Consider the following 26,605-nt stretch of genomic DNA (forward strand, 5'->3'; position numbering starts at 1 on the left):
TAGTAATCGGGGCCGCGAACGGCTGCACGCGTCCGGTCGCAACGCCGGCCAGCGGCTAGACCCTGCCCGGCGCGACTCCTACATTGCGCGCTACCCGGACCGTTGCGCACTGGGGGGCAAACGCCCCCAGGCCCCCCTTTTTCGCTACTCGCCCCCCCTGCCCGTATGACCGCCCAGCCCGACGATCCGCGGGAACGGCGCGCCCAGTCCGAGCGAGAGGTGCTGGGGTACCTCAACTTTTCATCGGGCGCGACCGACGGCGGCTTCCTGACGGCCGTCAACGAGCTCTTCGCCCTGGAAGAGTCGGTCGCCGCCAACGCGGGGCCGGCGCCGGTCGATCGCGTCCTGTCGAATCTGGCCCACCGGTTAGAGACGCTCCGCGCCGAGGGGAAGGCCTTCGCCGACGCCGAGCAGGCCCTCGGAGTCCTGCGGCTCACCGGGCAGTTCCGCCAGGTCTACAGCCGCTTCCACGCCGACCTCTTGTGGGGCCGCGAGGACCACGAGCTGTGGCGTCCCTTCTTCCTGGGGCGGGTCTTCGAGGCGATCCTCAGCCAGGGGGCGCCGTGGGACGACGCCGCCCTCAACGCGGCCCGCGACCGCCTCGACGACTACATCGGCTACCGCCCGATCGCGGTCCTCGAGACCGACCAGAAGATCGAGCCCTACCGCCACGAGTGGATCCGCCCGATCCCGCTCTACATCGCGCAGGCCGGCGTCGCCCACGGCCGGCGCCACGACTTGATCGTGCGGACCCTTAAGGTGCTCCGCGAGACCGACGACGGGATCCTCCGCGCCGCCTACTTCGACCCCGACCACTTGGACGAACTGGCGCTCGACCCCCGGGCGTACGATTTCGATCACCCGGCGCACAAACGGCCCAACCACCACTTCGGGTTGTGGGACCCGAACCACATCGACTCCAGCGGTTACTACCGGCGCTTCGTCCTCCAGCCGGTGGTGCTCGACGCCCTCTGCGCCCGCGTCGAACAAGACGCGGGCGACCGACCCGACGGCAGCTTCGCGCGCGACGAGCTGCTCGACGAGGCCGCGGCGGTGCTGGCCGGCACCATCTTGATGGCGTCGGGCGTCAGTGGGTCGGGCCCCACCGCCCACAGCGGCGAAGAGACCCTCGCCACGCTCCTGCCACAGATCGCCGCTTACCGCGACCGGTTCTACGCTGACTTGCTTTCGCGGGTCGGCGGCGACCACGGCGAGCGCCTCCGCCGCGAGGCGGAACGCCTCCACCAGCCGTTCGCCGGCGCCCGCCAGCACCTCAACCAGGCGATCGCTCGTCGCCGCGCCGAACAGCTGCAGCGCGTGCGGCTCGCCCGCGTCTACGCCCGGATGGGGGCGGCCAACTCGGCGCTCGAGCAGGCGAACGAAGTGCGGGTCGCCTCGTCGCGGATCCTCTGCAAGATCTACTGCAAGCTCACCGCCGGGCACCAAGCGCTCGACGCCCATGACCTGGCTGTCACCGCCGAGTTGACGCCCGAGATCGAGGACCTGCTGGAGCGGGGCATCGAGTGCGGCGCGCTGGTCGATCCGTGGAACGTCGTCGGGTTTGGCGGCAACTACAGCCTGTTCCCTTCGATCGAGAACACGATCCACGACTACCGCGTCGACGACTTGATCCAGGTGGTCGAGCAGCTGCTTGGCCTCTGCGCCCGCGCTTGGAGCGAGGCGGCGGCGGTCGACGACTCGGAGTACGAACGGTTCTTCTCGACAACGCTCGAACGGATCGCGATCTGGTGGGATCAATTCGCGACGCCGATGGTGAGCGGCGTCCGGCGGCTGCTCGCTAAAGAAGTGGAGGTCTCGACGAACCTCGTCGCCGGGGCGTTGAACGCCTGGCACAAGGCGGGCGCCGCGGCGGGCGACATCGCCTTCTGGGGCATGTTCGTTGACCAGTTCGACTCACCGAAGGCGTTCCAGCAGGTGGTCGAGGCGCTGCTCGAGAAGGGCGACCTCGTGGCGTCGATGGCGCTGCTCATGCGCTGGGTCTGCCAAGTCGATCTGACGCCGCTCGACGACGGCGACGCGTCGTTCCACCCGCTCGCCGAGCGCTGGCTACGGCTCGTCGAGAAGCGGGGCGAAGAGACGGGCGAGGACCAGTGGCCGTTGGTCGCGAAGTTCTTCGCCCACCTCGAGGCCAACGCCGAAGAACTCTGGGACGCCCCCCGGTTCGAGCTCGGTATGCGGCGTGACGACGACGATGACGACTCGCTGCTCGATGAGCTGCTGGGTGACGACGAGGACGATGACGACGACGACCTCTTCGGCTTCGGCGACGAGGACCCCGACTTCGAGGGTTCGGAGTTTGACCCCGACGACGAGTTCGACGACGAAGAAGACGACGACCTGGGCCTCTTCGGCGCCGCCTACGACGGCGTCATTTTCGAGGATAGCAGCGACGACGGCGTCGAAGGCGCCCTCTTCGAGCCCGACGGCGACGAGACCCGTCTGGAGTTCGAAGACGAGGCCGAACGCCTCGAGGGACGCTTGGCGTTCCTCAACACCGTGTCGCGGTTGTGGAAGCACGCCGCCGTCGTCTGGGGCGTCCGCGGGGCGGCGTCCGACGGCCGCGCCGAGACCATCGCCAGCTGGCGCCGCATGGCGACCCAGCGGGGCGGTCAGCTGACCCAACTGCTCGAGTCGGTCCATACCCACCGGTTGCCGCAGCCTATGGGCGACCACGAGTCGATGGTCGAGTACGACCGCCTGCGGACCATCAAGGACGCGATCGTCGAAGGGGTGATCACCACCTGTGTCGAAGCGGCCGACGCGGCTCGGCTGCTCCGCGCGGCGGCCGGGGCGATGGCGGCCGACGACCCGGCCCATTCCGATCCGATCCATTCCGATCCGGCCCAGCCCGATACCAACAATCCCGATGCGGCGAGCCCCGACACCCCCAAGGCGGTCGGCGCGGCGGTTGGCGTGCTCCGGGCGGTTTTGCTCGCCGACGCGGACGGCGTCCGCCATCACTGGCCACAACTCAGCAACGCCCTGGCCGGCGAGGAGTTGCTCTACATCCCGATTAGCCGCGGCGGCGATCCCCGCAAGATCGTCCGCGTCCGCGTCCTGCACCGATTGATCAGCGACCTGCTGGCGTGGATGCCGCGGCTGGGGCTGATCCGCGAGACCACCCGGCTGCTCGAGGTGGCCCAAGGGATGGAGACCGACCACCCGGTCGGCCGCGGCGCCGTCACGGAGTACGACCGCCTATTCGAGGCGGGCTACGCGTCGATCGTCCGCTGCCTGGTCGCGTCGAGCGAGTCGTGGCGGATCACCGAGCGCGTCGAAGAGGCGGGCGACGACGCGGCCGACGTCATGCTCGTCGAAGCGCTGCAAGACCTGACCGAGGCCGAGCTCGGCCGCTGGCTGGCCCACAGCAAGACCGTGCGGCTAAGCGTCGTCGAGCGCCTCGGCGATCCGCGCGAGTGGGAACGCTTTGTCCGCTTCGTGGAAGAGTTCGGCGAGGACTTGTTCACCCAGCGCTTCCTGACGCTCAGCAACCTGCGGGCGATCCTGCATCAGAAGGTGGGCGTCTGGCTCGACAACCTCCGCGAAGAGCCCCCGGCCGACGCGCCGAAGCTCGTCGAAGCGATCGACGCGGGGATCGGGCGCGAAGAGGCGATCCGCCACCTGACCGTTGCGATCGAGGCGGTGGTCGAGAATTACGCCGTCTACCGCGACTACAACGCGACGACGACCCAGTCCGACCACGGCGAGATGCTGCACGCGCTCGTCGATTTCTTGCGGCTGAAGAACGCCTATGACCGGGTCGCCTGGAACCTCAAGCCGGTGGCCCTGGCCCACCGCATCTTGGTAGAGAGCGGCCGCTCGACCGCCGCGGCGCTGTGGCGTAGCGCGGTCGAGGAGCGGACGCGCGAAGCGGCCGACCAGCACCAGCGGGGGCTCGAGCAATTGGCCCAGCGTTACGGCATGCGGTTACCAACGGTCTCGCAGCGGTTGGCCGAGCGGTTCGTCCGGCCGCTGACGATCGACTTGCTCCGCTCGCTCGTCGGTCCCGCCATGGGCGCCGACGCAGCGGTCGACCCGAGCGAGGCGTTCGCATCGCTCGAGATCGAGGTCGCGATGCTCCTCGCCGAAGCGGGCGGGGCGGGGCTCGACCTGCCCGACTGGGTCGAGGCGCTCGAGGAAGAAGCCGAACAACAGCAACGCTTGCTGCGCCGGGGCGAGGACGAGGCCGACGACCCGCTCCGCCGCATCGAGCAGGCGCACCTCTCGTGGGACGAGACCCAGCGGCAGCTCGGCGTCGAGGACGAAGCGTAGCTGAGCTGTCACGCACTCGTAACAAGAAAGCAGCGAGCCGGGAGGCGTCAGCCCCCGGAGTGAAGCGGGTACCCGGCGCCCTCCGGGGGCTGACGCCTCCCGGCTCGCTTTTTGCAAAGGTCAATTCGCTCTTGCAGCGGGCGGGCGGGTTGCGAGACGCTATCGGCGTCACTCCCCCGCAAGGACGCGCCGTGAACGCCTTCCCCCGACTGCTCGCCATCGCCGCCCTCCTCGCGCCGGCCCCCGCCGCCGCCGATTCCGCCACGTTCGGACGCCGCAAAGCAGCGGTCGGCGACGCTATCGAGCAATCGATCGCGATCACCCTACGACTCGACACCACGTCGCGGCAGGGCGAAGCGATCCTCGACCAGGCGACGAGCGAGGTCGAACGCCGCCAACGTCGCCGTGTGACGGCCCAAGCTTTGCAAGACGGCCGCGTCGTCGCCGCCGAGGTGCGGTTCTTCGAGGCGGCGAGCACCCACAACGGCGCCACGGCCACCGAGCCGGTCGCGGACAAGTCCTACCGCTGCGTCCGCGAGGGAGAGAAGCTCCTGGTCACCAACGCCGAGGGCGTGGTCCCGCCGCTCGACGAGTACGCGCTGGTCGTCCGGGCGATGGAGACGCTCGGCACAGCGAGCCCGCTGGCGGAGTTTCTCGCCGGCCGCACCGTCGCGATCGGCGAGCGACTCGAACTCCCCGCCGAGCTCGCGCAACGCACGCTGGGATTCGACAAGAAGATCGGCACGGTCGACAGCTTTGCGCTGACGCTCAACGAGATCGGCGCCGTCGAGGGCCGCCGCGTCGCGCGCTTCGCGGCGACGATCGAGGCGTCGGGCGGGGGCACGGGCCAGATGGGGCTCTTCATCGACGGGACGTTCGACATCGAAGAGGCGACCTGCCGCGTTGTCGCCGCCGAGTTGTCGGGGCCGATCGCGATGAGCGGCCTTCGCGGCGTCGGCGTCGTGGCGCACCAACTCGACGGCCGCGGCCGCATGCAGATGGAGCTCACCGCCCGCTACCGCGACGCGGTGCGGTAGCGGAGAGAACGCCCGCACTCTCCCCCCTCCTTTTCAGGGAGGGGCCAGGGGACGGTGAAGCTGTTCAGGACAAGAAAACATTCCTGTGATGAACGCCGCGACCCTCCCCTAACCCCTCCCTGAAAAGGAGGGGGAGTTTTTGGTGGGGTCAGTCCGGCAGTGCGGTGTTGACCGCTTCGGACTGGTACAGCGGCAGGTAGCGGTAGTAGACCTCGAGCGTCATGGTCGCCATCGCGGTCGTGTAGAGGCGTCCGCCGCGGTCGTTGTGCGGGCCTTCGACCCACCAGCTTCCTCGCTCGTGGCCGCGGGTCGATTGTTGCTCGACGAGTTGGTCGCGGACCGCGTCGTTCCACTCTCGCCAGACGGGGCCGACGCCGCCGGTGTGGTGGAAGATCGCCTGGGCCGCGTAGTAGTTGTGATAGAAGTTGCCCGAACGTGGCCCCTCTTTCGCCAGCCGCTCGACGCCCTGTTTCAGACGCTCGTCCGATTGATCCCAGCCGAGGTACATGCGGCAGAGCAAGCCGACGGCCGAGAGCGTCGGCGTTCCGTTGTAGGCGGGGGCCTCCTCACCCTCGACCGGCTCGGGGGCGGCGAGATAGCCGTACCGCGTTCCGTCCGCTGTGCTGGCGGAATCAAGAAACGCGGTCGCCCGGCTGGCGACACGCTTCGGCGCCTGGAGGCTGGCGAGCACGCCGCTCTTGAGCGCCATGATCTGCCAGCCGGTCACCGACGTGTCGCCCGGTTGCTGGGCCGTGTAACGCCAGCCGCCCCCCTGCGGGTCTTGGGCGTAAGCGAGGTAGGCGATCGCCGCTTGCGCCGGCGCGCGGAGGTCGGGGTCTTTGGTCAGGCCGTACGCTTCGCAGAGGGCGATCGCGCTGATGCCGTGCGCGTACATCCGTCCGCTGTCGGACCAAGAGAGCCCCGGGTTGTCCTCGTCGATCTCGCCCAACCGAACCAAGGCTCGGAGGCCGTTGCGGATCACGCGGCGGTAGCGGCCGTGCTCGTGCGTCTCGCCGGCGCCGAGGAACGGCAGAAGTGCGAGCCCCGTGGCGCTCGCCAGCGAGTCGCCAAACGGGTCCTTGCCGGGGACCTTGCCCGGGTGGTCACAACGGCCACGGCACGCGCCGACGTTGTGGACGAGGCTCCAGGTGCCGTCGGGGTTCTGGTGCTCGGCCATCCATTTCAGCCCGCGGGCGACCGCCGCCTCGCTCGCCGGCGAGCCCCCCTTGGCCGCGACGAGCGCCGCCTTGCCGGCGTCGGAGCGGCCGTCGGTCCCCACGCCCGCCACCACCGACAGGTTCACGTCGGTCGGCGAGGCGATTGCCGAGTCGGCGAGCAGCGTCGAAAGGTCAACGGCCGCCGTGGGCGACGCCGCCATGGCGTCGGGGGTTGGGGCCGCGAGTGGCGGCGCCGACGCGGCGAGCGGTTGCGACAGGTCGTCGGTCGCGAGGTCGAACGAGACGTCGTCGAGGTCGATCGCCTCGTCGATCCGCTCCGCGGGAGGGGGTTCGCCCTGCAGGCTGAAGGTCGTCGAAAGCGGCAGCGGCGGCAGCGTCGACCACGCCAGCACCAGAAACACCATGGCGTGCAGGGCGAAGCTCGCTAGCCAGCCATACGACTCACGGCCGCCGGCGTGGTACGGCTCGTCGGCGGTCGCTTCGGGCGGCGGTGTTGCGGATTCAGCCAAAACGCGGATGGTTAAGTGGCAAGCAGCGTGTGCCAGCAACGAACACAGGGTGGCGATTAGGCGAGAGGGGCGGCGACGGGCCGGTCTCTTTAGGCTACGGCGCCACCCCGCCCCCCGCCACGCCTTGGCCCGCCACGCCTTGGCCCACCACGACTTTGAAAGCGGCGTCCGGCGCCGAAGCTGCCCGAGATTGACAGAAGAGCGGTATAATCCCGTCGGTCGGCTCCACCGCCAGAGGTGGGCGGACAAACTGAGCGGACATGCGGAAAAGCAAAGGTTGAGACCGAGGATGCGAATCACGTCGCCACCGCCGAACGTCGCGGCGCTCTCCCGGCGCTTTGCCGTGATCTGGCGCTTTGCCGTGATGTTGACGCTTGCGCTGTGTTCCGGGGCGGCGCTCGCGGCCGCCGACGGGGCCAACCCGGTCGACCCGGTTACCGAGCCGGCTGTCCCGTTGGCCGCCGAGGGCGAGGAGGGCGACGCTGACGACCGTCCCACGCCGCGCCGTGTCGCCCTGGTGCGACTCCGCATGCCAATCACCGGCAATGACGACGCCGTCTATCAGGCGCGGCTGCAGCGGGTGGTCGACCAACTGCTCGCCGACGCGCCGCCGGATGACGAACGACGGCCCCTGCTGGTCCTCGAGTTCGCCCCCGCCGCCAACGGGGGCGCCACCGAGTTCGAACGCGCGCTGCGGCTCGCGCGGTTCTTGGTGGGCGACCAGATGACCCGCGTCAAGACGCTGGCCTACTTGCCCGACTCGGTCGAGGGACACGCCGTTCTGGTGGCGCTGGCGTGCGAAGAGATCGCCATGGCGCCCGAGGCCCAGATCGGCCGCGCCGGCGTCGACGAAGACGACGCCCGTCCGCTCGAGCCCGGCATCCGTGCTTCCTACCAGCAAATCGCCGAGGCCCGCCGTACGGCGCCGACCGCTATCGCGTTGGCGATGGTCGACCGCGCCGCCGAGCTGGTCCGGCTTGAGACCGATCGCGGTGTCGAGTACGCCCTCGGCGCTGACCTAGAAGACCTCCGCGAGGAGCGCGCCGTCGTTAGCGAGGACGTCATCGCCCCGGCGGGGACGCTCGCCGTCTTCACCGGCCGCGAGGCGCGGGAGGAAGGAATCGCCAAGTACCTCGTCTCGAGCCGCGAAGCGCTGGCCCAGGCGTTGGCGGTACCGGCCGAATCGCTGATGGAAGACCAATCTCAGGCGGGCGAGTGGCGGCCGGTGATGATCGACCTGTCCGGCCCGGTGACTAGCCGCAACGTTCGCCGTCTTGAGACCCTGATCGGCGATGAGCTGGAGCGTCACCGCATCAACTGGATCGGCGTGCGTATCGACTCCGCGGGGGGCGACGTTCGCGCGGCGATCCGGCTCGCGCAGACGCTCGCGGAGCTTGGCGACGGCGAGGTCCGCACCGTCGCCTACGTGCCCCAACGCGCCGAAGGCCCCGCGGCGCTGGTGGCGCTCGCCTGTGACCAGCTCGTGATGCAGAGGGGCGCCGTACTGCGGGGCGTCGAGGCCGACGAAGCCCCTCCCCCGCCCGGCAACGACGCCCCCCCACCCGGCGACGACGTGGGCCGCGTCCTCCGCGAAGGGCTCAAAGATCTGATTGTCGACCCGCAAGAGCAGCTCGACGCCGCTCGCACCACAATCCGCGAAGTCCTAGCGCCCGCGACGTCGCGGACCTGGTCGCTGCTCGCCGCGACAATCGACCCACGCCTTGAGCTCGCGGAGTACGCCAACCGCCAGACCGGTGCGGTGCGGATCCTCAGCCCCGACGAGCTGGAAGGGCTCGACGAGGCCGCCGATTGGCGCCAGGGTCAGGCGGTCAAAGCGGCCGGCGAAGCCCTCGACCTGTCGGCCGAGCGGGCGGTCGAAACCGGTGTCGCTTGGCAAGCCGTCGATCAGTTCGACGACCTGCAGGCGCTCTACGGCCTGACCGAGGCGCCCGCTACAGCGACCCCTAACTGGGCCCTCGAACTGGTCGAAGCGCTCGCGTCCCCCGGCCTCGCGGCGTTGCTCTTGGTGATCGGTATCGTCGGTATCTACATCGAACTGCACACGCCCGGCATGGGGCTCGGCGGGTTTATCGCCACGGTCGCGCTGCTGCTGTTCTTCTGGAGCAAGTTCCTCGACGGCACCGCCGACTGGCTCGAGGTGCTGCTGTTCGCCACCGGCCTTGTCTGCGTGCTGCTCGAGCTGCTGGTGCTTCCCGGCATCGGCATCTTTGGCGTCGGCGGCTCGCTGCTGATCATCGCGTCGCTCGTCCTGGCGAGCCAGACGTTCATCCTGCCGCAGACCGAAGGCCAGCTCATCGAACTCCGCAACTCGTTGGCGACCGTCGCCGGCGCCGGCTTCGGTTTCTTGGTGCTGGCGGGGGTGCTGCGCCAGTACCTGCCGCAATCGGTCCTCTTCCGGCGGGCGACCCTCGGGCCGCTCGACGAGGCGGACCGCATCGAGCAAGACCGCCGCGAGCAACTCGCCGACTACGAGCACCTGCTGGGCAAGACCGGGACGGCCACCACGAATCTGCTCCCCAGCGGCCGCGCCGAGATCGATGGCGAGCCGGTCGATGTCGTCACCCGTGGCGAGGTTGTTGATCGGGGCGAAGCGGTCGAGGTCGTTGAAACCCATGCGAACCGAGTCGTCGTCCGCCGCGTCCAGGGGTAGAGTGAGTTATCCCCCTCCCTTTTAGGGAGGGGCTAGGGGAGGGTCAGAGCGTTCACTACAGGAGAATAAACCTGTGCTGAGAACCTAAACCCTCCCCTAACCCCTCCCTGAAAGGGAGGGGGACTAAACGCTTCCTCCAGCCTCCGGTCTCCAGCCTCCCTTGAACGCTCTCGACGGAATCTCTATCGCCGTGCTGCTGACGCTCATCGGCAGCCTGCTTGTCGTGGCGGAAGTCTTCTTCCCGTCGGGCGGGCTGCTGGGGTTCCTTTCAGCCGCCGCCTTCTGCGGCGCGATTTATAGCGCCTACTCAGCGGGCGGCTGGATGTACGGCCTGGGGTTCGCTGCGGCCGAAGTGATCCTCGCCCCGCTCCTGCTCTACGTGGCGTTCGTCTACTTGCCACAGACGCCGATCGGCCGGTTGCTGGTCGGCGCGGCGCCGACCGAGCAGGAAGTGCTCCCCGAAGGCGATCGCGATGAGCTGGTGGGCCGTGTCGGGGTCGCCCGGTCGAAGATGCTGCCGTCCGGTTCGGTAGAGATCGACGGCCAGATGCTCGACGCCGTCAGTCAGGGCCAAGCGATCGACCCGGGCGAGTACGTTCGCGTCGTCGAGGCGAGCCGCAACCGACTGGTCGTCCGCCGGGCCACGGCCGCCGATCGCCCCGACCCCACGCGAGAGACCGGTGGCGCCGACCTGCTGTCGCGCCCCCCCGAGGAGTTGGGCCTTGAGGACTTCGATTTCGACGACGACCCGCCGCAAGCTTGAGCGCCCGACCGCGAAGAGCCTCCAACCAGCCCGCTTTCAAACGGCCCGCTCTCAAACGGCCCTGAGCCCCGGGCGCGAGCCCGGGGAGTGAATCCGACGCCTACTCGACTCCCCGGGCTCGCGCCCGGGGCTCAGGGGCTCAGGGGCGGGCTCAGGGACGGGGCCGAAGCCGGTCCCCAAGGTTGTTTCGGCGGCGTGGCGGCTCTACAACAGGCTTATCTGCCGACCCTCTTACGATGCCGAACTGCGATGATGGAACTCCTCAAGAACCCGACCGTTTGGATCGTCATCACGGTCGCGGGGATCATCGTCCTGCTGACGATCTTCGCAATCGTCGCCCGGTTCTTCCGGCTCTACATCCAGTCGGTGACCACCGGGGCGGGGATCGGCCTGTTCGACCTGCTGCGGATGACCTTCCGCAAGGTCAACCCGACGGTGATCGTCCGCAGCAAGATCATGGCCACGCAGGCGGGCCTCACCGACGAGGAAGGGGTCACCACCCGCGCGCTGGAGGCCCACTACATGTCGGGCGGCAACGTGCCGCTGGTGATCCGCTCGATGATCGCCGCCCGCAAGGCGAAGATCATCGACCTCGGCTTCAAGAAGGCGACCGCGATCGACCTCGCGGGCCGCAACATCCTCGAGGCGGTCCAGACGAGCGTCTACCCGCGCGTCATCGACTGCCCGGCGAAGAACAGCAAGCGGCCGAGCCTCGACGCGGTCGCCCAGGACGGCATCCAGCTGAAGGTCAAGGCGCGCGTCACCGTGCGGGCGAACCTCGACCAACTGATCGGCGGCGCCACCGAGGAGACGATCGTGGCCCGTGTCGGCGAGGGGATCGTCAGCGCGATCGGCTCGTCCAAGAGCCACAAGGACGTGCTGGAGAACCCCGACCGGATCTCCAAGGCGGTGCTCGCCCGCCGTCTCGACTCGCAGACGGCGTTCGAGATTGTCTCGATCGACATCGCCGACATCGACGTGGGCGACAACATCGGCGCCCGCCTGCTGGCGGACCAGGCCGAGGCCGACACCCGCGTCGCCCGCGCCGCGGCCGAAGGGCGGCGGGCGATGGCCGTGTCGCAAGAGCAAGAGAACATCGCCGGCATCGAAGAGATGCGGGCCAAGTTGGTCGAGGCCGAAGCGGAAATCCCCGCCGCGATGGCCGAGGCGTTCCGCACCGGCAAGCTCGGGATCCTCGACTATTACCGGATGCGCAACGTCCAGGCCGACACCGAGATGCGGACCTCCATCGCGACGGCCAAGTAACCCCCCGCGATGGCTGCCTAACCCCGCGTAATTGACCGAGGAGCCTGCCGTGCCCTTCACGCCCCTTGCCGCCGAATCGAGCCTGCTCGCCGCAGGTTGGGTCGCCGCGGGCTGGATGGACGGCATCGGCCCGCTGTTGGTGGTCGCCTTCTGGGTGCTCCGCCAAGTCATGGTCACGATCCGCGACCAGAAGGAGGCCGCCGACCCGGAGAACCCGGGGCGGGAAGCCCGCTGGGACGACCGCGAGGCGCTGCCAGACGACCTGCCCCGAGCCGATGGGCCGCCCCGAGCCGAGGGGCGTCCGCGCGCCGAGCGCGCGCCGCAGCCCGCTCCAGCGGCGAAGCAAGCCGACCTGCGGTCGGAGGTCGAAGAGTTCTTGCGGCGGGCGACCCAGCAGCACCAGCCCGGCGGCGACCCCGCTCCGCCGAAGCCACGGCGCCAGCCGATCGACCCCTTCGAGGAGCCGCCGCAACGGGCCCCCCGCCGCCAGCCGCCGCCCGCCCGCCAGCAGCCGTCTAAAACGACCCCGGTCGAGGCGGCCGACGCCGAGCGCGAACCGCGCCGACCGCGGCCTTCGGATTCGATGACGCAACGCTCTGAAATGCGGCATCTGCCCGAAAGCCAGCTCGCCGAGCAGGCGGCCCATCTCGGCGAATCGCTCTCGCAAACCGACGAACGCCTTGAGGAACGGCTTCATCAGAAGTTCGACCACCGACTGGGCAACATCGCCGAACGCCCGGCCGCCAGCGCCGCGGCCGAACCGGATTCCGCCGCCGCTCGTATCAAGAAGGCCCTGAAACGACCCGGGGGCGTGGGCGAGGCCGTCATCCTGGCCGAGATCCTCCGCCGCCCATCGGATCGCTAAACCGTCGGATCGCTAAACGCCACCTCGCTGGGAATCGATCGATGCCGCTTTACGAATACCTTTGCAAGAGCTGCGATCACGAGGTCGAGGTGCTGGTCCGCTCTCCCGAAGAGCGGCCCGCGTGCCCCGATTGTGGCCGTACCGAGTTGGTCAAGCTGCTGAGCGTCTGCGCGACGCCGAGCGGCAGCGGGCGTCCCGAAGCGGGTCCGCCGGCCGGCTCGTGCGGATCGGGTTGCGGCTGCTTTCCAGCCGGCTGATGAATCGCCGGATGCTTCGGAGCCGGGGGCGCAAGCCCTTGGCGTCCCCAGATTCCGTCTCTTACTCCGTGGGCTCGCGCCCGCGGCTTCGATCTTTTGAGGTGAAGGGGGTCTTTTGAGGTGGTTGGCTCCTCCCAGGCCCCTACAACCCGCAGAGGCGTAGCGAGCCGACGTAAGTCCCGCATCAGGGCGAGATTACGCAAAACGCTTAAATTGACACCCCTTTTCACGCGTGTCTATACTGCCCAGACGCCAATCGGTCGGCGGGTGCGTGTGGGGAGCGATTCCGCTCCCCGCCAAGAGTCCCCCGCCACCGGCTGCTGGCTCACGGTTTCGAGGTGGCTGTCACCCGCGGGCCGTCCCGCCCTTCGCTGTTCGAGAATAGGCCTCACACGATGAATCTCCTGGGCAAAAGCCTGGTCGTCGCACTGTTCTTCCTGAGCGTCCTGTTCATGGCGCTGGCGCTGACCGTCTACTCGACGCACCGCAACTGGAAGTCGGTCGCCGACGCAAAAACACAGCAGCTCAACGACGAGCGCGCCCGGTACGAAACCTTGGTGCGGCAGTCGAACGCCCTAGAAAGCCAGCTCAAGGCCGAGGCCGAGGCGGCGCTGCAGCAGGTCCGCAAGCTCGAGACCGAGGCGACCCGTCTCGCCGAGGACAACCAGCAGATCAACCGCCGCCTGAACGATCTGAGCGTCAAAGAACGCCAGGCGATCGAGGCGGTGACCGTTTCTCAGCAGGGGAACAACCAACTCGCCCAAGAAGTCACGCAGCTCCGCGACTCGATCAGCGAGAACATCGTGGCGAAGGACCGCAGCTTCGAGGTCGCCCTCAAGGCCACCGAAGAGCTGCAGTCGATCCGCAACGACCTCGAGACTGCGATCGAGCGGCAACGCGATCTGGTCGCCGAGACCGGCCGGATGAGCCGCGTCATGGAGTCCGAGGGCCTCGACCCGAACACGCCCGCCGACGGCGTCACGCCGCGGGTGGACGGCTTCGTCAGCAAGACCCAGCGGCGTAGCGGCGTGCAACTCGTCGAGATCAGCATCGGCGACGACGATGGCCTGCGGGTCGGGGACACCGTCGAGGTGTTCCGCGACACGAAGTACAAGGGCCGCGTCGAGATCCTCAAGACGGCTCCCGACCGCGCCGTGGGCCGTGTCGACACCCGTTTCCAGCAAGGCCCGATCCAGGAGGGCGACCGTGTCGCAACTCGACTCAACCTCAACTAGCCCCGTTGGCCCCGCACGTGGCGTCCTCGTCAAGAAGCCGCCGACGTCGATCTACACGGTGCTGATGATCCTGGCGACGCTCTCGATGTCGCTGGGGTGTCTGTTCCTGGCGCTCGAGCGAGCCAAGTACGGATTCTAGGCCGGGCGGCGGCGGGGATCGCCCCGATTCGCTGCGGTTGCGCGTGTCTTGACGCGACTCCCGGCGCTGGCGCTTAGGGCTCCCGCCCACCAACGGGCAGCCAACACGTGGGCGGGAGCCCTAAGCGCCAGCGCCGGGAGTTGCGAACTCCCCCACGGCGCGGATCGCAAAAAACTCGCCTCGCTACTTCCAGCGCCACGAGACGTCTTCCACTCGCTACGCCCGCAGCGCGATCAGCGCAGCAAGAAACGCGTAGCCCCCGACGTCCGAAGACAGCCGAAAGCCACGCGTTTCTGCGGGGTGGTCGATTATTCCGGCGAGTTTCGCCGGCTGCTTGTTTGGGAGGAACGGTTCCGCTTTCGGGGCTACCGGAGCCGCACAGCGGCGAAACCATTACTACACAGAATAACCAATTCCGGTCGGGGGAGGCAATAATTCCGAAAGATTCGTCCTGAATCTTCGCAACGCTTCAAGGGCCCCAATTCCGGGGTCCCGGGCTCGGATTCCGGGGTCAGCGACCCGCGAAGAAGCCCCCGCTGAAGAAACCTTGCCCCCGTCCCGACCGCTTCAGCCTTCGTTTCCGCTAACAGCAGGTGACCCGCCCTTGGCGAGGCGGGTCGTTCGTCGAAGGATCCCTCGCACCGCTCGCAAGTCGCCTGCTCGGCGTTCTTTTAGCGTTCATCGCTAAAAAACAGCCGTCGCTAAGTCGTTACCTGCGAAAGATTTGCGAAGGAAATCGCTCCGGAAAGTGGGCCCGACTGGAGTCGAACCAGCACGCCCTTGCGGGCACATGCCCCTCAAGCATGCGCGTCTGCCAATTCCGCCACGAGCCCCTTTCTGCAGCCGTCGCGTCGAAACGCGGCGTCGCAGCCCCCTAAAATACTCGGCGGCCCGGCGCCGTCAACGGGCTAAAATTGGGAGCCTCCTGCGGCAAGGTTTTCCCGCTTTCGTGGACAGCCGGGCCCCCGAGCGACACAATGAGGCATGGCGGCCGCTCGTCTGACGCACGGCGAGTCGCCCCCGTGGGGCAATAGCGGGGTCCGGAGACGGCGAATCGTTCGCCAGACCCGAGTCCGCCGCGCCCCGCAAGACGCTCTCAGCCCGTCCGAACGCCGCCGCCCCGGAACAGGTCGCGGCTGGTGGGCATGCGAAAAACCTAACTGGCAGGATTAAGAGACTATGAGGCGCCCCCTCTTCCGCTACGCGAACGCCCCCGCCCGTCCGCTGCCGGGCTTCACCCTGGTCGAGCTGCTGGTGGTGATCGCCATCATCGGCACGCTGGTTAGTCTTTTGCTTCCCGCGGTGCAATCGGCCCGCGAAGCGGCTCGCAACAACACTTGCAAGAACAATATCAAGCAGTTGGTCACCGCTATGACCAACTACGACACGACACAAAGCGAACTGCCGGGACTCATTAACGAGATCGGCAATCAAGGCAGCTCGAAGGCGGCCAACGGCGAACTGTCGGTCGGGCGTCGCGCCAGCTGGGTTGTCATGCTCTTTCCCTACATGGAAAACGGCCCGCTCTGGGACCGCTGGACGCAGAGTTGGAATAACTCGGCTCCCATCACGCAGATCGCCGCCATCGATGCGTCCTTCACACCGGAGATCGCCAGCATGCAGTGCCCCAGCGATCCGGCGGAAACCGTTGGCGAGCCGACGACCTCCTACGTCGGTAACGCGGGCTGGGCGTTCGGCGATCCGTCGAGACCCACTGGGACCCTCTTGGAGTACGCAGCGGACGGGGTCTTCTTTGACCTCAACAAGAAAGCGACGGGCATTCCCACTACAGGCTGGCTCAACGCGGTGGATAACCGCGAGGGGACGCCGACGCTGCAGATGTCGCTCGCTTACATTTCGTCGGGCGATGGAACGAGCAAGACGATGATGATTTCTGAGAACCTCAACGCCGTGAATTACACCTACTCGGCGAATGACAATTCCATCCCGGACGCCAAGCAGCACTTCGGCTTCGTATGGCACCGCGAGCTGCCAACTTCTTCCGGCTATCCCGACAACGTTTACCGCATCAATGGCGGCCGCGATCAGTCGGTTGCGACGCCGACTACGATGGTCGATGTCAACGAGTCGCTGGCTTACCCGTCAAGCAATCACCCCGGTGGCGTCAACATCGCCTTCTGCGACGGAAGTGTCCGCTACATCAATGAGCGGGTGACGTCACGAGTCTATGCCCAGTCGATGACGACCAAGTACAAACGGTCGAACTACTACGACGTCGATGACAACAGAACACCGGACCGCAATCTGCCACAGCCGTCTGAGTCGGACCTGTAGCGGCCGGGGCGGTCAGAAGCGCCGCCTCACGGCGATTCGAAGTCGGCGGGTATCGCGCCGTTGGCGGGCGCCAGCAGCGGCTCGACCGTGGGGAGGAACTCGCGGGCGAACGTCATGCAGACGCTTTCGTCGCCCTCCTGCTCGGCGGCATCGCCGCTGGTGGTGAAGTAGAGCTTGAAGAGGGCCGGCGCGGCCGCGAACTCGTAGCGGGTCGCGCTGTCGCCCATCGACCCCGGCACCCGCCATGTGACCGGCTCGCCGGAATCGGCTTGGGGGCGGAACCAGGTCCAAAAGACGCGTTGCTGCTCGACGCCGCCCGTGCGCGACGGACGAGAGAACTTGGCGGTCCAGAAGTCGGCTTCGGGGTCGTCGAGGTGGAAGGCGCGCTGGTCGCCCTGCATGGCGAAGCCGCTCCCGCCGTAGCAGATGTCGGGGGTGTGACGGAACGTGTCGCGGGCGTGCCCGACGATGAACCAAATGCCTACCGACTGCCCGCTCGCTTCGTTCTTGTAGGTCCGCGAGACATAGCCGCGGGCGCCGGCGACCTCGCGCTCGCGTTCCCCGACCTCGTTGTCGACGCCGACCCAGTTGCCGATTTTCTTGGGGACGTCGTCCAGCAGCGTGGCGCAATAGTCGCAGTGGCGGTTGTCGCCCCAGCGTTCGGACATCCGCCCTTCGATGAAGGTCAGGGCGGCGATCGCAACGACGGCGATCACGATCGGAACAATGCGCGACATCGGGCGCCCTGCGAAGATGCGAAGAAGGGTGACTACGAAACCGACCGGAGCGGGACGGAGCGACGCTCCGCCTCTCGGAACGCTAGACCCGCTTACGGGGTGAGTCAAGCGAACGGGCCGCTCCGTCTGGCGACGGGCGGCCCGTTGGTGGTTTTCGACCGGTTGTGCCGGATCAGCGTGTCAGCGGCAGATGGGCCGAGGCCGGTTGGACGGACGTGTCGAAAGTCGCCGGCCGGCCCCCCGTGATGGGCAGTCGGCGGAGCATGGTTGGCGACCCGCTGTTGGTGAACCCGACCGGCAGCGGCGGCGGCGCGTCGTCGCTCGAGGCGGTCTTCGGCAGGGACGTCGGTTGCGAAGTCGGCTGCGACCCGAACGGCAGGCTCGGCGGCCCGTAGCGGTTGGCGGTGGGGTTGCCCTCGGGCGGGGCGTAGCCGAACGGCAGGCTTTGCGGCGCCGGCGGGGCTTGCTGTTGTCTGGGCGCCGGGGCCGGCATCGCCGGGCGCGGCAGGTTGGGCTCGGGGAAGGCGGGCAGGTCGATCTCGCGACCGGGACGCGGCGCCGGCGGCAGGTCCCTGCCTTCCGTGGGCTCTTCCGAGCGTTCGTCTTCGATGGGGCTGGGGGCCTGCTTGTCCTCGTCCTCGGGCGCCGGCTCTTCGTAGTCGGGAAGCAACGAGTCTTGGGCGTCGGCCTCCTGCGGCTTGGGGCCCCCTTCCTCGGTCCCCGGCCAGCGGCGCCACCGCGTCTGGTTCCAGCCCCAGGTGCCGCGGGACGGATAGCATCCCCCTTCGGCGGTGCAAGGCGGGACGGTGGCGTGATCGACACAAGCGAAGCCCAGCCGCTGGCAGGAATTGCACGACGCCACGGGACCGCAGCCGCCAGGGGGGCAGCTCGCCGCCGGCGGGCCGGCTGCAACGGGTGTCCCCGGCACGTAGTACGAGACGCCAACTCCCGATCCCATCGCCTGGGTGGCGGCGAGGCCGACAACGAACGCTAGGGTTTCGACTGCTCGAACTTTCATCATGGGTCTCATTCCCCTCAAATCAGACCGGCCGCCGGGCCGGCGTCTTCCCCATTGCTGGGGGGATGGCTTGAACGCTTTCCGCTACGCGATCCGCGTCACACGGGTCGCCGAGCCGCTTAATTCGTAACCTGCGAGAAGTTGACGACGCGGTCGATCGAAGAGGCGCCGAGCGATGTGAACCCGAAGAGCCGTTCGAAAGGCCGCGTGATCTTCGAGATCACCGCGTCGAACTTCACCAGCGGGTCGTCGGCGATAAAGACGCGGTCGCCCGGCAGGATTTGGTAGTTGGTCGCGGTCGAGGCGCCGCGGGTGATGTCTTCCCAGTTGACGTTCAAGATCTGCTCGCATTCGGCGCCGTTGCGGGCCGGGCGGGCGATCCAGATCTTGGTCGACGAGACTTGGCTGAGGCCGCCGAGCGCCGCGATGGCGTCGAGCACGGTCTCGTTGCCGGTGATCGGCAGCTGGACAACGTTGTCGCCGAAGCCGCCGCCTTGCGTGATGATGTAGTACTTCTTGCTGTTGTAAGAGAAGATGTCGACGATCACCTGCGGGTCCTCGAGCTTCAGCGACAGCTGCTGCTCGATCGCCTCCTTGGCCTCTTCGATCGTCAGGCCGGTGACGTAAACCGAGCCGTAGTTGCCGAGGTTGACGCGGCCGTCGGGGCCGACGAGGTGCTCGCCGACGATCTGCTGGGCTCCCGACGAGACCGCGAGCGAAACGCTCACTTCGGGCTCTTCGAGGATCGTGCTGAGCTGTTTGCGGATCGCGTCCTTGGCGCCGTCGATCGTGAGGCCGACGACTTTCACCTTCCCGTAGGAGGGGCCCAGGTCGATCATGCCTTCGGGGTCGACGAAGAAGGCGTCCGCGATCGGCTGGTCGGGCAAGGCGCCCGCCGCTCGGATCAACAAGCCGTCGAACGGCTCGACGATGTAGGGCGGCTTGGGGACGACCTTGATCGCGTTGAGCAGCAGGATGTCCGGCGGCTCAATCGTGTAAGGGGGCAGCGACATCATCTCCAGCTCGCGCGGCACCGGCGAATTGGACGAAGGCCTCGGCGGCGACGCCGGGATCGGTTCGCGTGGCGCCATGAAGGCGGTGCAGCCACTGCTGGTAACGGCCACAACGCCACACAACAACGTGAGGAGCCGGGCGTGACCCAGAGGACGGCAGGCAACAGTGAAGAGATCGCCAATCATCGCGTATAATCGCCTCGTCGAAGGGCGCAGCGGACTTAGTGGCCACCTCCCCGGCCGAGACTCTGCTCGGTCGGCGCATCCGTTACTGGCGGCACAGTCGTTATGATCGGACAGGTCGCCCCAGAACTTTGACCCAGCCGTTAAATTCGCCCCAAGTGGAGGGGTCGCCAGCCGCTAGCGCTGGTGGCGCCGGCCGCGACGCGAGCCGGCCTCCCCCTTGTTTGACAGCATGCCGGGTGACGCCTAGGCTCGACTTTGGTGGCGTAGCTCGCGGCTTCGGAGCCGGTTCGTCGTTCGCCCGGCGGTGGGATTCGCCGCCCAATTTTCTGTCCGACACCGGAACTCCCTGCCCGCCGGCGTCGTCCTAAGCCCCGTCAAGCCAGCCGCGGAAAATCCGCCAAGCCGGTTGCGCCCTTCCTGCCCCCTGCTACCCATGGCCAACGACTTCGTCAGCCCCGTCTCGCCGCTGGCCGGCGGCCCCGTCGCGTCGGCTGCCCAGTTTTCGTGGGACGACGCGTACCAGAAGAACACCTACCTGGGCCTGCTGGGCCTGGTTGGCCTGCTGACCTATTCCTATTGGAACATGCTGGAGAACACGTCCGCCGCTTGGCAGACGGACCAGTACTCGCACGGCTGGATCGTGCCGATGATCGCCCTCTACTTGATGTGGACGATGCGGCCGAATCCCGCGGCTCAGGACCCCCCGGAAGGGGTCCCGCAGGAGACCTTCATGGGGGTCCTGCCGGCGTCGCAATTCGGGCGGCTTGGCGCCGGTCTGGGCGCTGCTTTGACGATCGGCGGCCTGTCGATCGGCAACCCGCTGCTGCAGGGCGTCGGCATCGCCGTCGTTTGTCTGGCGGGACTCGCCTATGTGCTGATCGGCCAGCCGATCGAACGGGTCGCCGCCAACGAGCGCTGGATCGGCCTGGGCGTTCTGCTCGCCGCCTACGCGTTGCGGATCTTGCTGGGGGCAGGGCTCTACATGGAGCCGGTCAACCGTGTGTCGTTCTTGGTCGCCATATTTGGCGCCTTTCTGATGCTGGGCGGCTGGTCGCTGCTCCGCTGGACGGGCGCGGCGATCGGCTTTCTGATCTTTATGTTCCCGCTCCCGAGCGGGATCGAGCAGTCGTTGCTCCTCAGCCTGCAAGAGCTGGCGGCCCGTGCTAGCGAGGTCATCCTGACGATCTTGAGCCAGCCGGTGATCCGCGACGGCAATCGCATCACCGTCGACGGGATCCCCCTGGAAGTCGCCGAGGCGTGCAGTGGATTGCGGATGGTGACGATCTTCGGCGGCTTCGCCGTCGCCTGTGCGCTGCTGATGAAGCGTCCCTGGTGGGACCGGATGATCGTCCTGCTGAGCGCCATCCCAATCGCACTAATCGTTAACGTCACTCGGATCGTCGCCACCGCGCTGTTGTTCCGGATGTTCCCCGAGGGCGAGGCGATCCACCAACTGATTCACGACTACGCCGGCTTGGCGATGATGCCGCTGGCGATGGGACTGCTTTACCTCGAACTCAAGGTGCTCTCGTTCCTCAGCGTTGAGGAGGAGGGGATCGACTCCGGGGTCGCGGCGGGCGGGCAAGGCGGCGCGTTCGGTATCGGGGCCCCGACCTCCAGCCGCTGAGGCGGCGGAGCGACACGGCAGCCCATTTGACGCGGTTTTGCAACACATGGCTGGCGGAGAGGATGAGCTGCTGCGGTCGTAAACCCTTCGATTGCAATGGTTTGCGTTCCTGGTAACCGTCCGCGGCCGGTTTGGCCTTTGGATTGCTTCACCGGAGGAACAACCACCGATTCCGCCGCGGGAGCCCCGCAGCGATTCGGTTGTCCCCCCTCCTCGCTAACACTACTCGTCTCCCGCACTCGCCCGCCCTGGATAAGCCAGTGGCGAGGCCGCCCGACCCGGAGAATCTCGCCCGATGAGTCAGAACGAAAACGGCAACGTCGCGTCGCCCCCTTCCGGGGCCTCCCTCGTCGCAACCGCTCCCTCCGCAACCGCGATGACGGAGCATGGCGTCCATGGCCACGGCTTCGGACAGCCGATCGGCTTTGGCGGGCAGGACGTCCTCCGTGGCGGCATGGATCGCGACGGCTTGTTCCACGCCTTGCGGCGGCGGTGGTTGCTCGCCACGTCGATGGGGCTGCTGCTCGCCACGACGGTCACGGGCCTCCTGTACTGGCTCTTCCCCGAGACCAATTCAGCGAGCGCCCAGTACGACGTTTCTAGCAGCCCGCTGACGCTGCTCGAGCGTGGCCCGAACGTCGGGAAGGAAGACTACGAGATCTACAAGAACACGCAGCTCGCCTACATCAAGAGCCCGTTGGTGCTGATGACCGCCCTCGGGGCGAACAACGGCGCCATCTCGCGGCTCGACATGTTCGACGACGTTGACGACAAGGTCGAATGGCTCCGTGATGAGTTGGGGGTCTCCTTCCCCTCACGCGGTGAAATCATGGAGATCTCGATGGCGGGGCCGCACCCCAAGGAGGACCTCAAGCAGGTCGTCGAGGCGGTCAGCAAGGCGTACTACGACGAGGTGATCTTCCGCGACGCCGGCGAACGGGCCCTGCCGCTCCAGATCCTCCGTACGAGTCTCCGCAAGATCAGCGATCAGGTCCGCGACAAGCTCGACACCTACAAACAACTTGCCAACGACAGCGGCACCAGCGATGTCTACAGCGGCTTCGACCCCGAGACGCAGCTCATGCTCACCGAGGTCAAAGAGATGCAGATGCAGCAGTCGAAGCTCGAGAGCGAGCTTTCCAAGGCGACCGCCGAGTTCAAGATCTTCGAAACGCAGATCAACGACCCCGCGTACCAGGAGCAGATCGTTGACGAGATGGTCCAAAAGGACCCGATGATCGCCCAGTTGCAGCAGGAGGCCATGTACTACGAAATGCAGATCCGCAGCCTGAAAGCCACGGTCAAGCGTGGCACGTCGGCCCAGATCCGCATGCTCGAACAGCAGGCCGCCCAGGCCCGCCAAGAAGTCGAGCAGATGAAGCAGCAGCTCCGGGCGCAGATCGCGGGGCAGCAGACGAACGAACCGAACCCCTACCTCAAGCAGGCGACCACCGCCTACCAGATTCAGAGGCAGTTTACCCAGGCCAAACTGAACGAACTGAAGGAGCGTTTCGAGGACATCAAGTCGGCTCTCATGCTGAAGGCCGAGAGCAACACCGACCTGATGCTTCGCTTGGCGGAGATCGAGCAGCTCCAGGATGTCGAGCAGGGGATCGCGACGAAGATCCAGACCCTCCAGGTCGAGAACCAAGCCCCCAACCGGGTCCGCGCCATCGGCAGCAAGGGGAACGAGTCGGCCGTCGCCGAGACGTTCGAGAATCGCAACCGCCTGATGCGTTACGCCATCTCCGGGCTGGGCGGACTGACGACCCTCTGTCTCACCTGCCTCGGAATCGGCTACATGGAGTTCCGTGCCCGTCGCCTCAACGGCCCGCAGCAGATCGACGAGGGCCTCGGCATCCGCGTCATCGGCACCCTGCCGAGCCTGTCGGGCAAGAAGTCGCTCAGTGCGAAGAGCCCGATCCTGGCCCAGCTCAGCGAGTCGATCGACAGTGTCCGGACCGCCCTGATGCACGAGTCGACCTCCAAGAAGCGGCAGCTGGTGCTCGTCACCAGCGCCGAGACCGGCGAAGGTCGGACCACGGTCGCCAGCCAACTCGCCGCGAGCCTGGCCCGCGCCGGACGACGGACCTTGTTGGTGGACGGTGACCTGCGTCGGCCGGCCCTGCACACGCTGTTCAACGCCCCGCTTGAGGACGGTCTGAGCGAAGTGCTCCGGGCCGAAGCCGAGGTGTCGGACGTCGTCCGCCCGACCCAGGCCGAGGGCCTGTGGCTGATGACGGCCGGCTACTGCGACACCGACGCCATCCGCGCCCTGGCCACCGAGCAGGTCCAGCCGATCTTCGACAAGCTCCGGGCCGATTACGACTTCATCATCATCGACGGGGCGCCGGTCATCGGCATCTCCGACTCGCTCCTCTTCGGACAGCACTGCGACGGGGCGATCCTGTCGGTGCTCCGCGACCGTTCGTGTGTCACCAAGATCCACCAGTCGGTCGAGCTGCTCCGCAGCGTCGGCGTGCGGATCATCGGCTCGGTGGTCAACGGCGTCACAACGTCGGCCGACCGCCGCGTGACACACCTGCAGCAGGTGACGCCGAAGAGCGAGCAGAAGAAGCTCGAAATGGCCGACGCGTGATCGACCCTCTTAATCACTAAATTTCCACAAGCGGGGCCCTCCGGGGCCCCGCTTCTTTTTTTGCACGGATTGTCCGTTGCTTCGCATTCCTCACGTCAGACACTGGGTGGATAGACACTGAGCGGCCAGACACTGGGCGGACAGTCGCCCCATCGTTAACGTAGGAATCTTCTGACAGGTTTCCGCTTCAACGTCGTTCGCTCTATGGCCAAGGCCACACCAGTCCCTAAGAACGTCTTCGGGAATCCGCTCACGCCGTGCTGCACCGATCCGGTGACCGGCTTCTACCGCGACGGGTTTTGCCGGACCGGCGCCCGGGACGTCGGCGTCCACACGGTCTGTGCGGAGATGACGGAGGAGTTCTTGGCGTTCAGCCAAGAACGCGGCAACGACCTCAGCACGCCGGTCCCTGAGTACGAGTTCCCGGGCCTCGTCGCCGGCGACCGCTGGTGCCTGTGCGCCGCCCGCTGGAAAGAGGCGTACGACGCCGGCATGGCTCCGCCGGTTGTGCTGGCGGCGTGCCACATCTCGTCGCTGGAGTTCGCAACGCTGGAAGAGCTGCGCGAGCACGCGGTGGAGTGACGTTCTGTAGGAGGGGTCTCCCGACCCCGATTACGGTCTCCTCGCCGAACGCGGCATGGTGCGCGAAATCGGCGTCAGAGACGCCCCTTACAGTTCTCTCGACTAGCCGATATCAACTAGTGGACTCGCTGCCCCGGCTTCGCGCCCTCATCGGGTGAGAGCAGGAAAACCTCTTCGTTTCCTGGGCCGCTGGCGGCGACCATCCCAGTGCTGACGCCGAACTTCATCTTCCGCGGCGCCAGGTTCGCCACGTACATGACGAGGCGTCCGACCAGGTCCTCCGGTGCGTAGGCCTTCTTGATGCCGGCGAAGACGTTGCGAGTCTCTCCGCCGCCGAGCGACAGCGTCAGCTGCAGCAGCTTGTCGGCGCCCTCGACGTGGTTCGCCTCGACGACGCGTGCGATCCGCAGATCGACCTTCGTGAAGTCGTCGTAGACGCACTCCGCGGCGAGCGGCTCGGTGGCGAGCGGCTCGGGGCCGTCGTTCCACTTGTCGTCGAACGTCGTCCCCGCTGCCGCTCCGGGCGCTGACGCTTCCGGCTCGCCTGCTGCGGCTGCGGCGTTTTGCTTCGTCTCGTCAATCATCGCTTGGACCTTCTCGGTTTCGACGCGTTGCATCAGGTGTTGGAACTTGGCGACCGGCGTGCCGACCAGCGGCGTCTGCGATTGGTCCCAAGAGGTAATCGGATCGTTGAGCAGCTCGCCCGTCTGCTGCGCGAGTTTTGGTAGCACCGGGGCGAGGTAGATGGCGATCTGGCGGAACAGGTTCAGCGCGATCGTGCAAACCTCCTGCACTCGATCGGTGTTGGCGGGGTCCTTGCGTAGTTCCCAGGGTTTGTTCTCCTCGACGAACGGGTTCGCCCGGTCGGCGCAAGCGAGCACCAGCCGCATTGCGTGCGAGTAGTCGCAGCGCTCGTATGCCGCAGCGATCTCGTCGCCAGCAGCGGCCGCTTGCTCGAAGAGCCCGCCATCGTCGGGGTACTCCTTCGACAACCCCGTCTTCTCGACAAATTTCGCGGCCCGGCTGGCGAGGTTCACCACCTTGCCCACCAAGTCGGTGTTCACCTTCGACACAAAATCATCGAGCGTGAGATCGAAGTCATCGACGCGGGCCGAGAGCTTCGACGCGTAGTAATAGCGCAGCGGCTGTGGGTCGAGGTGGTTGAGGTACGTCCGCGCGTTGACGAACGTCCCCTTGCTCTTGCTCATCTTCTCGCCACCGACGGTGAGGAAGCCGTGGATGTGGACCTTCGTCGGCAGCGCGAGGCCGGCCGTCTTGAGCATGCCGGGCCAGAAGAGCGTGTGGAAGTAGGTGATGTCCTTGCCGATGAAGTGGTGGACTTCACAGTCGCCGCTACGCCACCAATCATCGAGCTTCTCGACGTTTCCTTGGACCGTCTGCTTGTCGCACCACTGCTGCGTGCTGGCGATGTAGCCGATCGGCGCGTCGAACCAGACATACCAGTAGTTGCCCGGCGCGTCGGGGATCTCGAAGCCGAAGTAGGGCGCCGGGCGGCTGATGTCCCAGTCACGCAGTTCGAGCGGCTTGTCTTTGGGGCCGAGGAAGTGGCCCTTGAGGTAGTTGGCGATCTCCGGCTGGAGGGCGTCGGACGTCTCGACCCAGTCGCGTAAGAAGCCGTGCAGCTTCTCGAGCTCGATGAACAGGTGGGGCGCCGTCCGAACTTCGGGCGTCGCGCCGCTGAGCGTGCTCACCGGGTTCACCAGATCGGCGGGCGTGTAGGCGCTGCCGCAGCTGCTGCAGTTGTCGCCCGGCTGGTCGGCGGCGCCGCACTTGGGGCAGGTCCCCCGGACGAAGCGGTCGGCGAGGAACGTGCCCGCCTCGGGGTCGAACAGCTGCTGGACCTCCTGTTCCTTGACGAGGCCCGCCTTGCGGATCGACGCCCACAGCTCGCCGCACAGCTGGCGGTTCTCTTCGCTGTTGGTGCTGCCGTAGTTGTCGAACTCGATCAGGAAATCCGCAAAGTCGGTTTCGTGCTGGCGCTGCATGTCGGCGATCAGCTCGACCTCGGTCCGCCCCTCTTGGCGGGCGCGGATCATGATCGCGGTGCCGTGCGTGTCGTCGGCGCAGACGTAGACGCAGCGGTTGCCGGTGAGCTTCTGGAAGCGGACCCAGATGTCGGTCTGCAGGTACTCCACGAGGTGCCCGATGTGGATCGGGCCGTTGGCGTACGGCAGGGCCGAGGTGACGAGCAGGCGGCGGTTAACAGGGGTTTCTGCGGGCATTTACGGCGGGCGGTGGGCGGTGACAGCAAGAGCGTGGCCGGCATTCTATCGGCGTCGCGTCGTCCCCACGACCCGACCGCCAGCGGCCCCTC

At 67.1% G+C, this 26,605-nt stretch carries 18 protein-coding genes and 1 tRNA gene; 13 read left to right on the forward strand and 6 right to left on the reverse strand.

Translation table 11 applies throughout. From position 1 onward, the window contains the following. The first annotated feature begins 165 nt into the window (after positions 1 to 165). Together Pla108_RS04200 and Pla108_RS04205 are read left to right on the forward strand one after the other, a co-directional pair. The gene (locus tag Pla108_RS04200; RefSeq protein ID WP_146443316.1) at positions 166 to 4,293 is read left to right on the forward strand and encodes a hypothetical protein; all 4,128 of its coding nucleotides are present in this window, start codon (positions 166 to 168) and stop codon (positions 4,291 to 4,293) included. A gap of 191 nt (positions 4,294 to 4,484) precedes the next feature. Beyond that, entirely contained in the window at positions 4,485 to 5,330 is an 846-nt protein-coding gene (locus Pla108_RS04205; protein ID WP_146443318.1) for a hypothetical protein, read from the forward strand. Positions 5,331 to 5,478: 148 nt separating this feature from the next. Here Pla108_RS04205 and Pla108_RS20820 read toward each other — a convergent pair whose 3' ends face one another. Beyond that, positions 5,479 to 7,017: a prenyltransferase/squalene oxidase repeat-containing protein gene (locus Pla108_RS20820; RefSeq protein ID WP_197526227.1), complete on the reverse strand. Its 1,539-nt coding sequence runs from the start codon at positions 7,015 to 7,017 to the stop codon at positions 5,479 to 5,481. 289 nt (positions 7,018 to 7,306) lie between these two features. Between Pla108_RS20820 and Pla108_RS04215 the strand changes: the two genes are divergently transcribed. The 7 genes from Pla108_RS04215 to Pla108_RS20825 all read left to right on the forward strand — a co-directional run bounded on the left by Pla108_RS04215 (position 7,307) and on the right by Pla108_RS20825 (position 14,213). Further along, positions 7,307 to 9,688, forward strand: coding sequence for an NfeD family protein (locus tag Pla108_RS04215; RefSeq protein WP_197526228.1), 2,382 nt, complete (start codon positions 7,307 to 7,309; stop codon positions 9,686 to 9,688). Between the two features lie 160 nt (positions 9,689 to 9,848). Further along, positions 9,849 to 10,451, forward strand: coding sequence for an NfeD family protein (locus tag Pla108_RS04220; RefSeq protein WP_146443322.1), 603 nt, complete (start codon positions 9,849 to 9,851; stop codon positions 10,449 to 10,451). A 252-nt stretch (positions 10,452 to 10,703) separates the two neighbouring features. Further along, entirely contained in the window at positions 10,704 to 11,717 is a 1,014-nt protein-coding gene (gene floA, locus Pla108_RS04225; RefSeq protein WP_197526367.1) for a flotillin-like protein FloA, read from the forward strand. A 49-nt stretch (positions 11,718 to 11,766) separates the two neighbouring features. Then, positions 11,767 to 12,582 (forward strand): hypothetical protein, encoded by an 816-nt coding sequence (locus Pla108_RS04230; RefSeq protein WP_146443326.1) that lies wholly within the window; start codon positions 11,767 to 11,769, stop codon positions 12,580 to 12,582. 41 nt (positions 12,583 to 12,623) lie between these two features. Then, a complete protein-coding gene (locus tag Pla108_RS04235) occupies positions 12,624 to 12,839 on the forward strand; it encodes an FmdB family zinc ribbon protein (RefSeq protein WP_146443328.1) in 216 nt (71 codons plus the stop codon). A 395-nt stretch (positions 12,840 to 13,234) separates the two neighbouring features. Further along, on the forward strand, positions 13,235 to 14,074 hold the full coding sequence (locus tag Pla108_RS04240) for a hypothetical protein (protein ID WP_146443330.1): 840 nt from the start codon (positions 13,235 to 13,237) through the stop codon (positions 14,072 to 14,074). Next, positions 14,046 to 14,213: a hypothetical protein gene (locus Pla108_RS20825; RefSeq protein WP_197526229.1), complete on the forward strand. Its 168-nt coding sequence runs from the start codon at positions 14,046 to 14,048 to the stop codon at positions 14,211 to 14,213. Before Pla108_RS04240 ends, Pla108_RS20825 begins: the two co-directional genes overlap by 29 nt. 749 nt (positions 14,214 to 14,962) lie before the next feature. Here Pla108_RS20825 and Pla108_RS04245 read toward each other — a convergent pair. Further along, positions 14,963 to 15,046, reverse strand: a tRNA-Leu gene (locus tag Pla108_RS04245). A gap of 346 nt (positions 15,047 to 15,392) precedes the next feature. Here Pla108_RS04245 and Pla108_RS04250 point away from each other — a divergent pair. After that, positions 15,393 to 16,508 (forward strand): DUF1559 family PulG-like putative transporter, encoded by a 1,116-nt coding sequence (locus Pla108_RS04250; RefSeq protein ID WP_146444428.1) that lies wholly within the window; start codon positions 15,393 to 15,395, stop codon positions 16,506 to 16,508. A 26-nt stretch (positions 16,509 to 16,534) separates the two neighbouring features. Here the strand turns inward: Pla108_RS04250 and Pla108_RS04255 are convergent, their stop codons facing one another. The 3 genes from Pla108_RS04255 to Pla108_RS04265 all read right to left on the reverse strand — a co-directional run bounded on the left by Pla108_RS04255 (position 16,535) and on the right by Pla108_RS04265 (position 19,462). Continuing rightward, complete coding sequence (locus Pla108_RS04255; RefSeq protein ID WP_146443332.1) at positions 16,535 to 17,245, reverse strand: exosortase-associated EpsI family protein; 711 nt, start codon at positions 17,243 to 17,245, stop codon at positions 16,535 to 16,537. Positions 17,246 to 17,417: 172 nt separating this feature from the next. Further along, complete coding sequence (locus tag Pla108_RS04260) at positions 17,418 to 18,263, reverse strand: hypothetical protein (RefSeq protein WP_197526230.1); 846 nt, start codon at positions 18,261 to 18,263, stop codon at positions 17,418 to 17,420. 119 nt (positions 18,264 to 18,382) lie between these two features. Beyond that, positions 18,383 to 19,462 (reverse strand): polysaccharide biosynthesis/export family protein, encoded by a 1,080-nt coding sequence (locus tag Pla108_RS04265; RefSeq protein WP_146443336.1) that lies wholly within the window; start codon positions 19,460 to 19,462, stop codon positions 18,383 to 18,385. Between the two features lie 433 nt (positions 19,463 to 19,895). On the opposite strand from Pla108_RS04265, the gene Pla108_RS04270 reads away from it, so the two are divergent. The 3 genes from Pla108_RS04270 to Pla108_RS04280 all read left to right on the forward strand — a co-directional run bounded on the left by Pla108_RS04270 (position 19,896) and on the right by Pla108_RS04280 (position 24,270). Then, positions 19,896 to 21,089 (forward strand): exosortase/archaeosortase family protein, encoded by a 1,194-nt coding sequence (locus tag Pla108_RS04270; protein ID WP_146443338.1) that lies wholly within the window; start codon positions 19,896 to 19,898, stop codon positions 21,087 to 21,089. Positions 21,090 to 21,384: 295 nt separating this feature from the next. Further along, positions 21,385 to 23,688: a polysaccharide biosynthesis tyrosine autokinase gene (locus Pla108_RS04275; protein ID WP_146443340.1), complete on the forward strand. Its 2,304-nt coding sequence runs from the start codon at positions 21,385 to 21,387 to the stop codon at positions 23,686 to 23,688. Between the two features lie 204 nt (positions 23,689 to 23,892). After that, positions 23,893 to 24,270 carry a DUF2237 family protein gene (locus tag Pla108_RS04280; RefSeq protein ID WP_146443342.1) on the forward strand — a complete coding sequence of 126 codons (378 nt, stop codon included), beginning with the start codon at positions 23,893 to 23,895 and terminating at the stop codon, positions 24,268 to 24,270. A 116-nt stretch (positions 24,271 to 24,386) separates the two neighbouring features. Here Pla108_RS04280 and metG read toward each other — a convergent pair whose 3' ends face one another. Continuing rightward, positions 24,387 to 26,513 (reverse strand): methionine--tRNA ligase, encoded by a 2,127-nt coding sequence (metG, locus tag Pla108_RS04285; protein WP_146443344.1) that lies wholly within the window; start codon positions 26,511 to 26,513, stop codon positions 24,387 to 24,389. Positions 26,514 to 26,605 lie beyond the last annotated feature (92 nt).

Origin of the sequence: Botrimarina colliarenosi (assembly GCF_007859955.1) — a bacterium.
GTDB classification, from domain to species: domain Bacteria; phylum Planctomycetota; class Planctomycetia; order Pirellulales; family Lacipirellulaceae; genus Botrimarina; species Botrimarina colliarenosi.

Excerpts from the sequence above, each read along its gene's own strand:
- Pla108_RS04200 (WP_146443316.1), top strand. The coding sequence starts at position 166 with ATGACCGCCCAGCCCGACGATCCGCGGGAACGGCGCGCCCAGTCCGAG.
- Pla108_RS04215 (WP_197526228.1), top strand. The coding sequence starts at position 7,307 with ATGCGAATCACGTCGCCACCGCCGAACGTCGCGGCGCTCTCCCGGCGC.
- floA (WP_197526367.1), top strand. The coding sequence starts at position 10,704 with ATGGAACTCCTCAAGAACCCGACCGTTTGGATCGTCATCACGGTCGCG.
- Pla108_RS04235 (WP_146443328.1), top strand. The coding sequence starts at position 12,624 with ATGCCGCTTTACGAATACCTTTGCAAGAGCTGCGATCACGAGGTCGAG.
- Pla108_RS04240 (WP_146443330.1), top strand. The coding sequence starts at position 13,235 with ATGAATCTCCTGGGCAAAAGCCTGGTCGTCGCACTGTTCTTCCTGAGC.
- Pla108_RS04250 (WP_146444428.1), top strand. The coding sequence starts at position 15,393 with ATGAGGCGCCCCCTCTTCCGCTACGCGAACGCCCCCGCCCGTCCGCTG.
- Pla108_RS04255 (WP_146443332.1), bottom strand. The coding sequence starts at position 17,245 with ATGTCGCGCATTGTTCCGATCGTGATCGCCGTCGTTGCGATCGCCGCC.
- Pla108_RS04260 (WP_197526230.1), bottom strand. The coding sequence starts at position 18,263 with ATGAAAGTTCGAGCAGTCGAAACCCTAGCGTTCGTTGTCGGCCTCGCC.
- Pla108_RS04265 (WP_146443336.1), bottom strand. The coding sequence starts at position 19,462 with ATGATTGGCGATCTCTTCACTGTTGCCTGCCGTCCTCTGGGTCACGCC.
- Pla108_RS04270 (WP_146443338.1), top strand. The coding sequence starts at position 19,896 with ATGGCCAACGACTTCGTCAGCCCCGTCTCGCCGCTGGCCGGCGGCCCC.
- Pla108_RS04275 (WP_146443340.1), top strand. The coding sequence starts at position 21,385 with ATGAGTCAGAACGAAAACGGCAACGTCGCGTCGCCCCCTTCCGGGGCC.
- Pla108_RS04280 (WP_146443342.1), top strand. The coding sequence starts at position 23,893 with ATGGCCAAGGCCACACCAGTCCCTAAGAACGTCTTCGGGAATCCGCTC.
- metG (WP_146443344.1), bottom strand. The coding sequence starts at position 26,513 with ATGCCCGCAGAAACCCCTGTTAACCGCCGCCTGCTCGTCACCTCGGCC.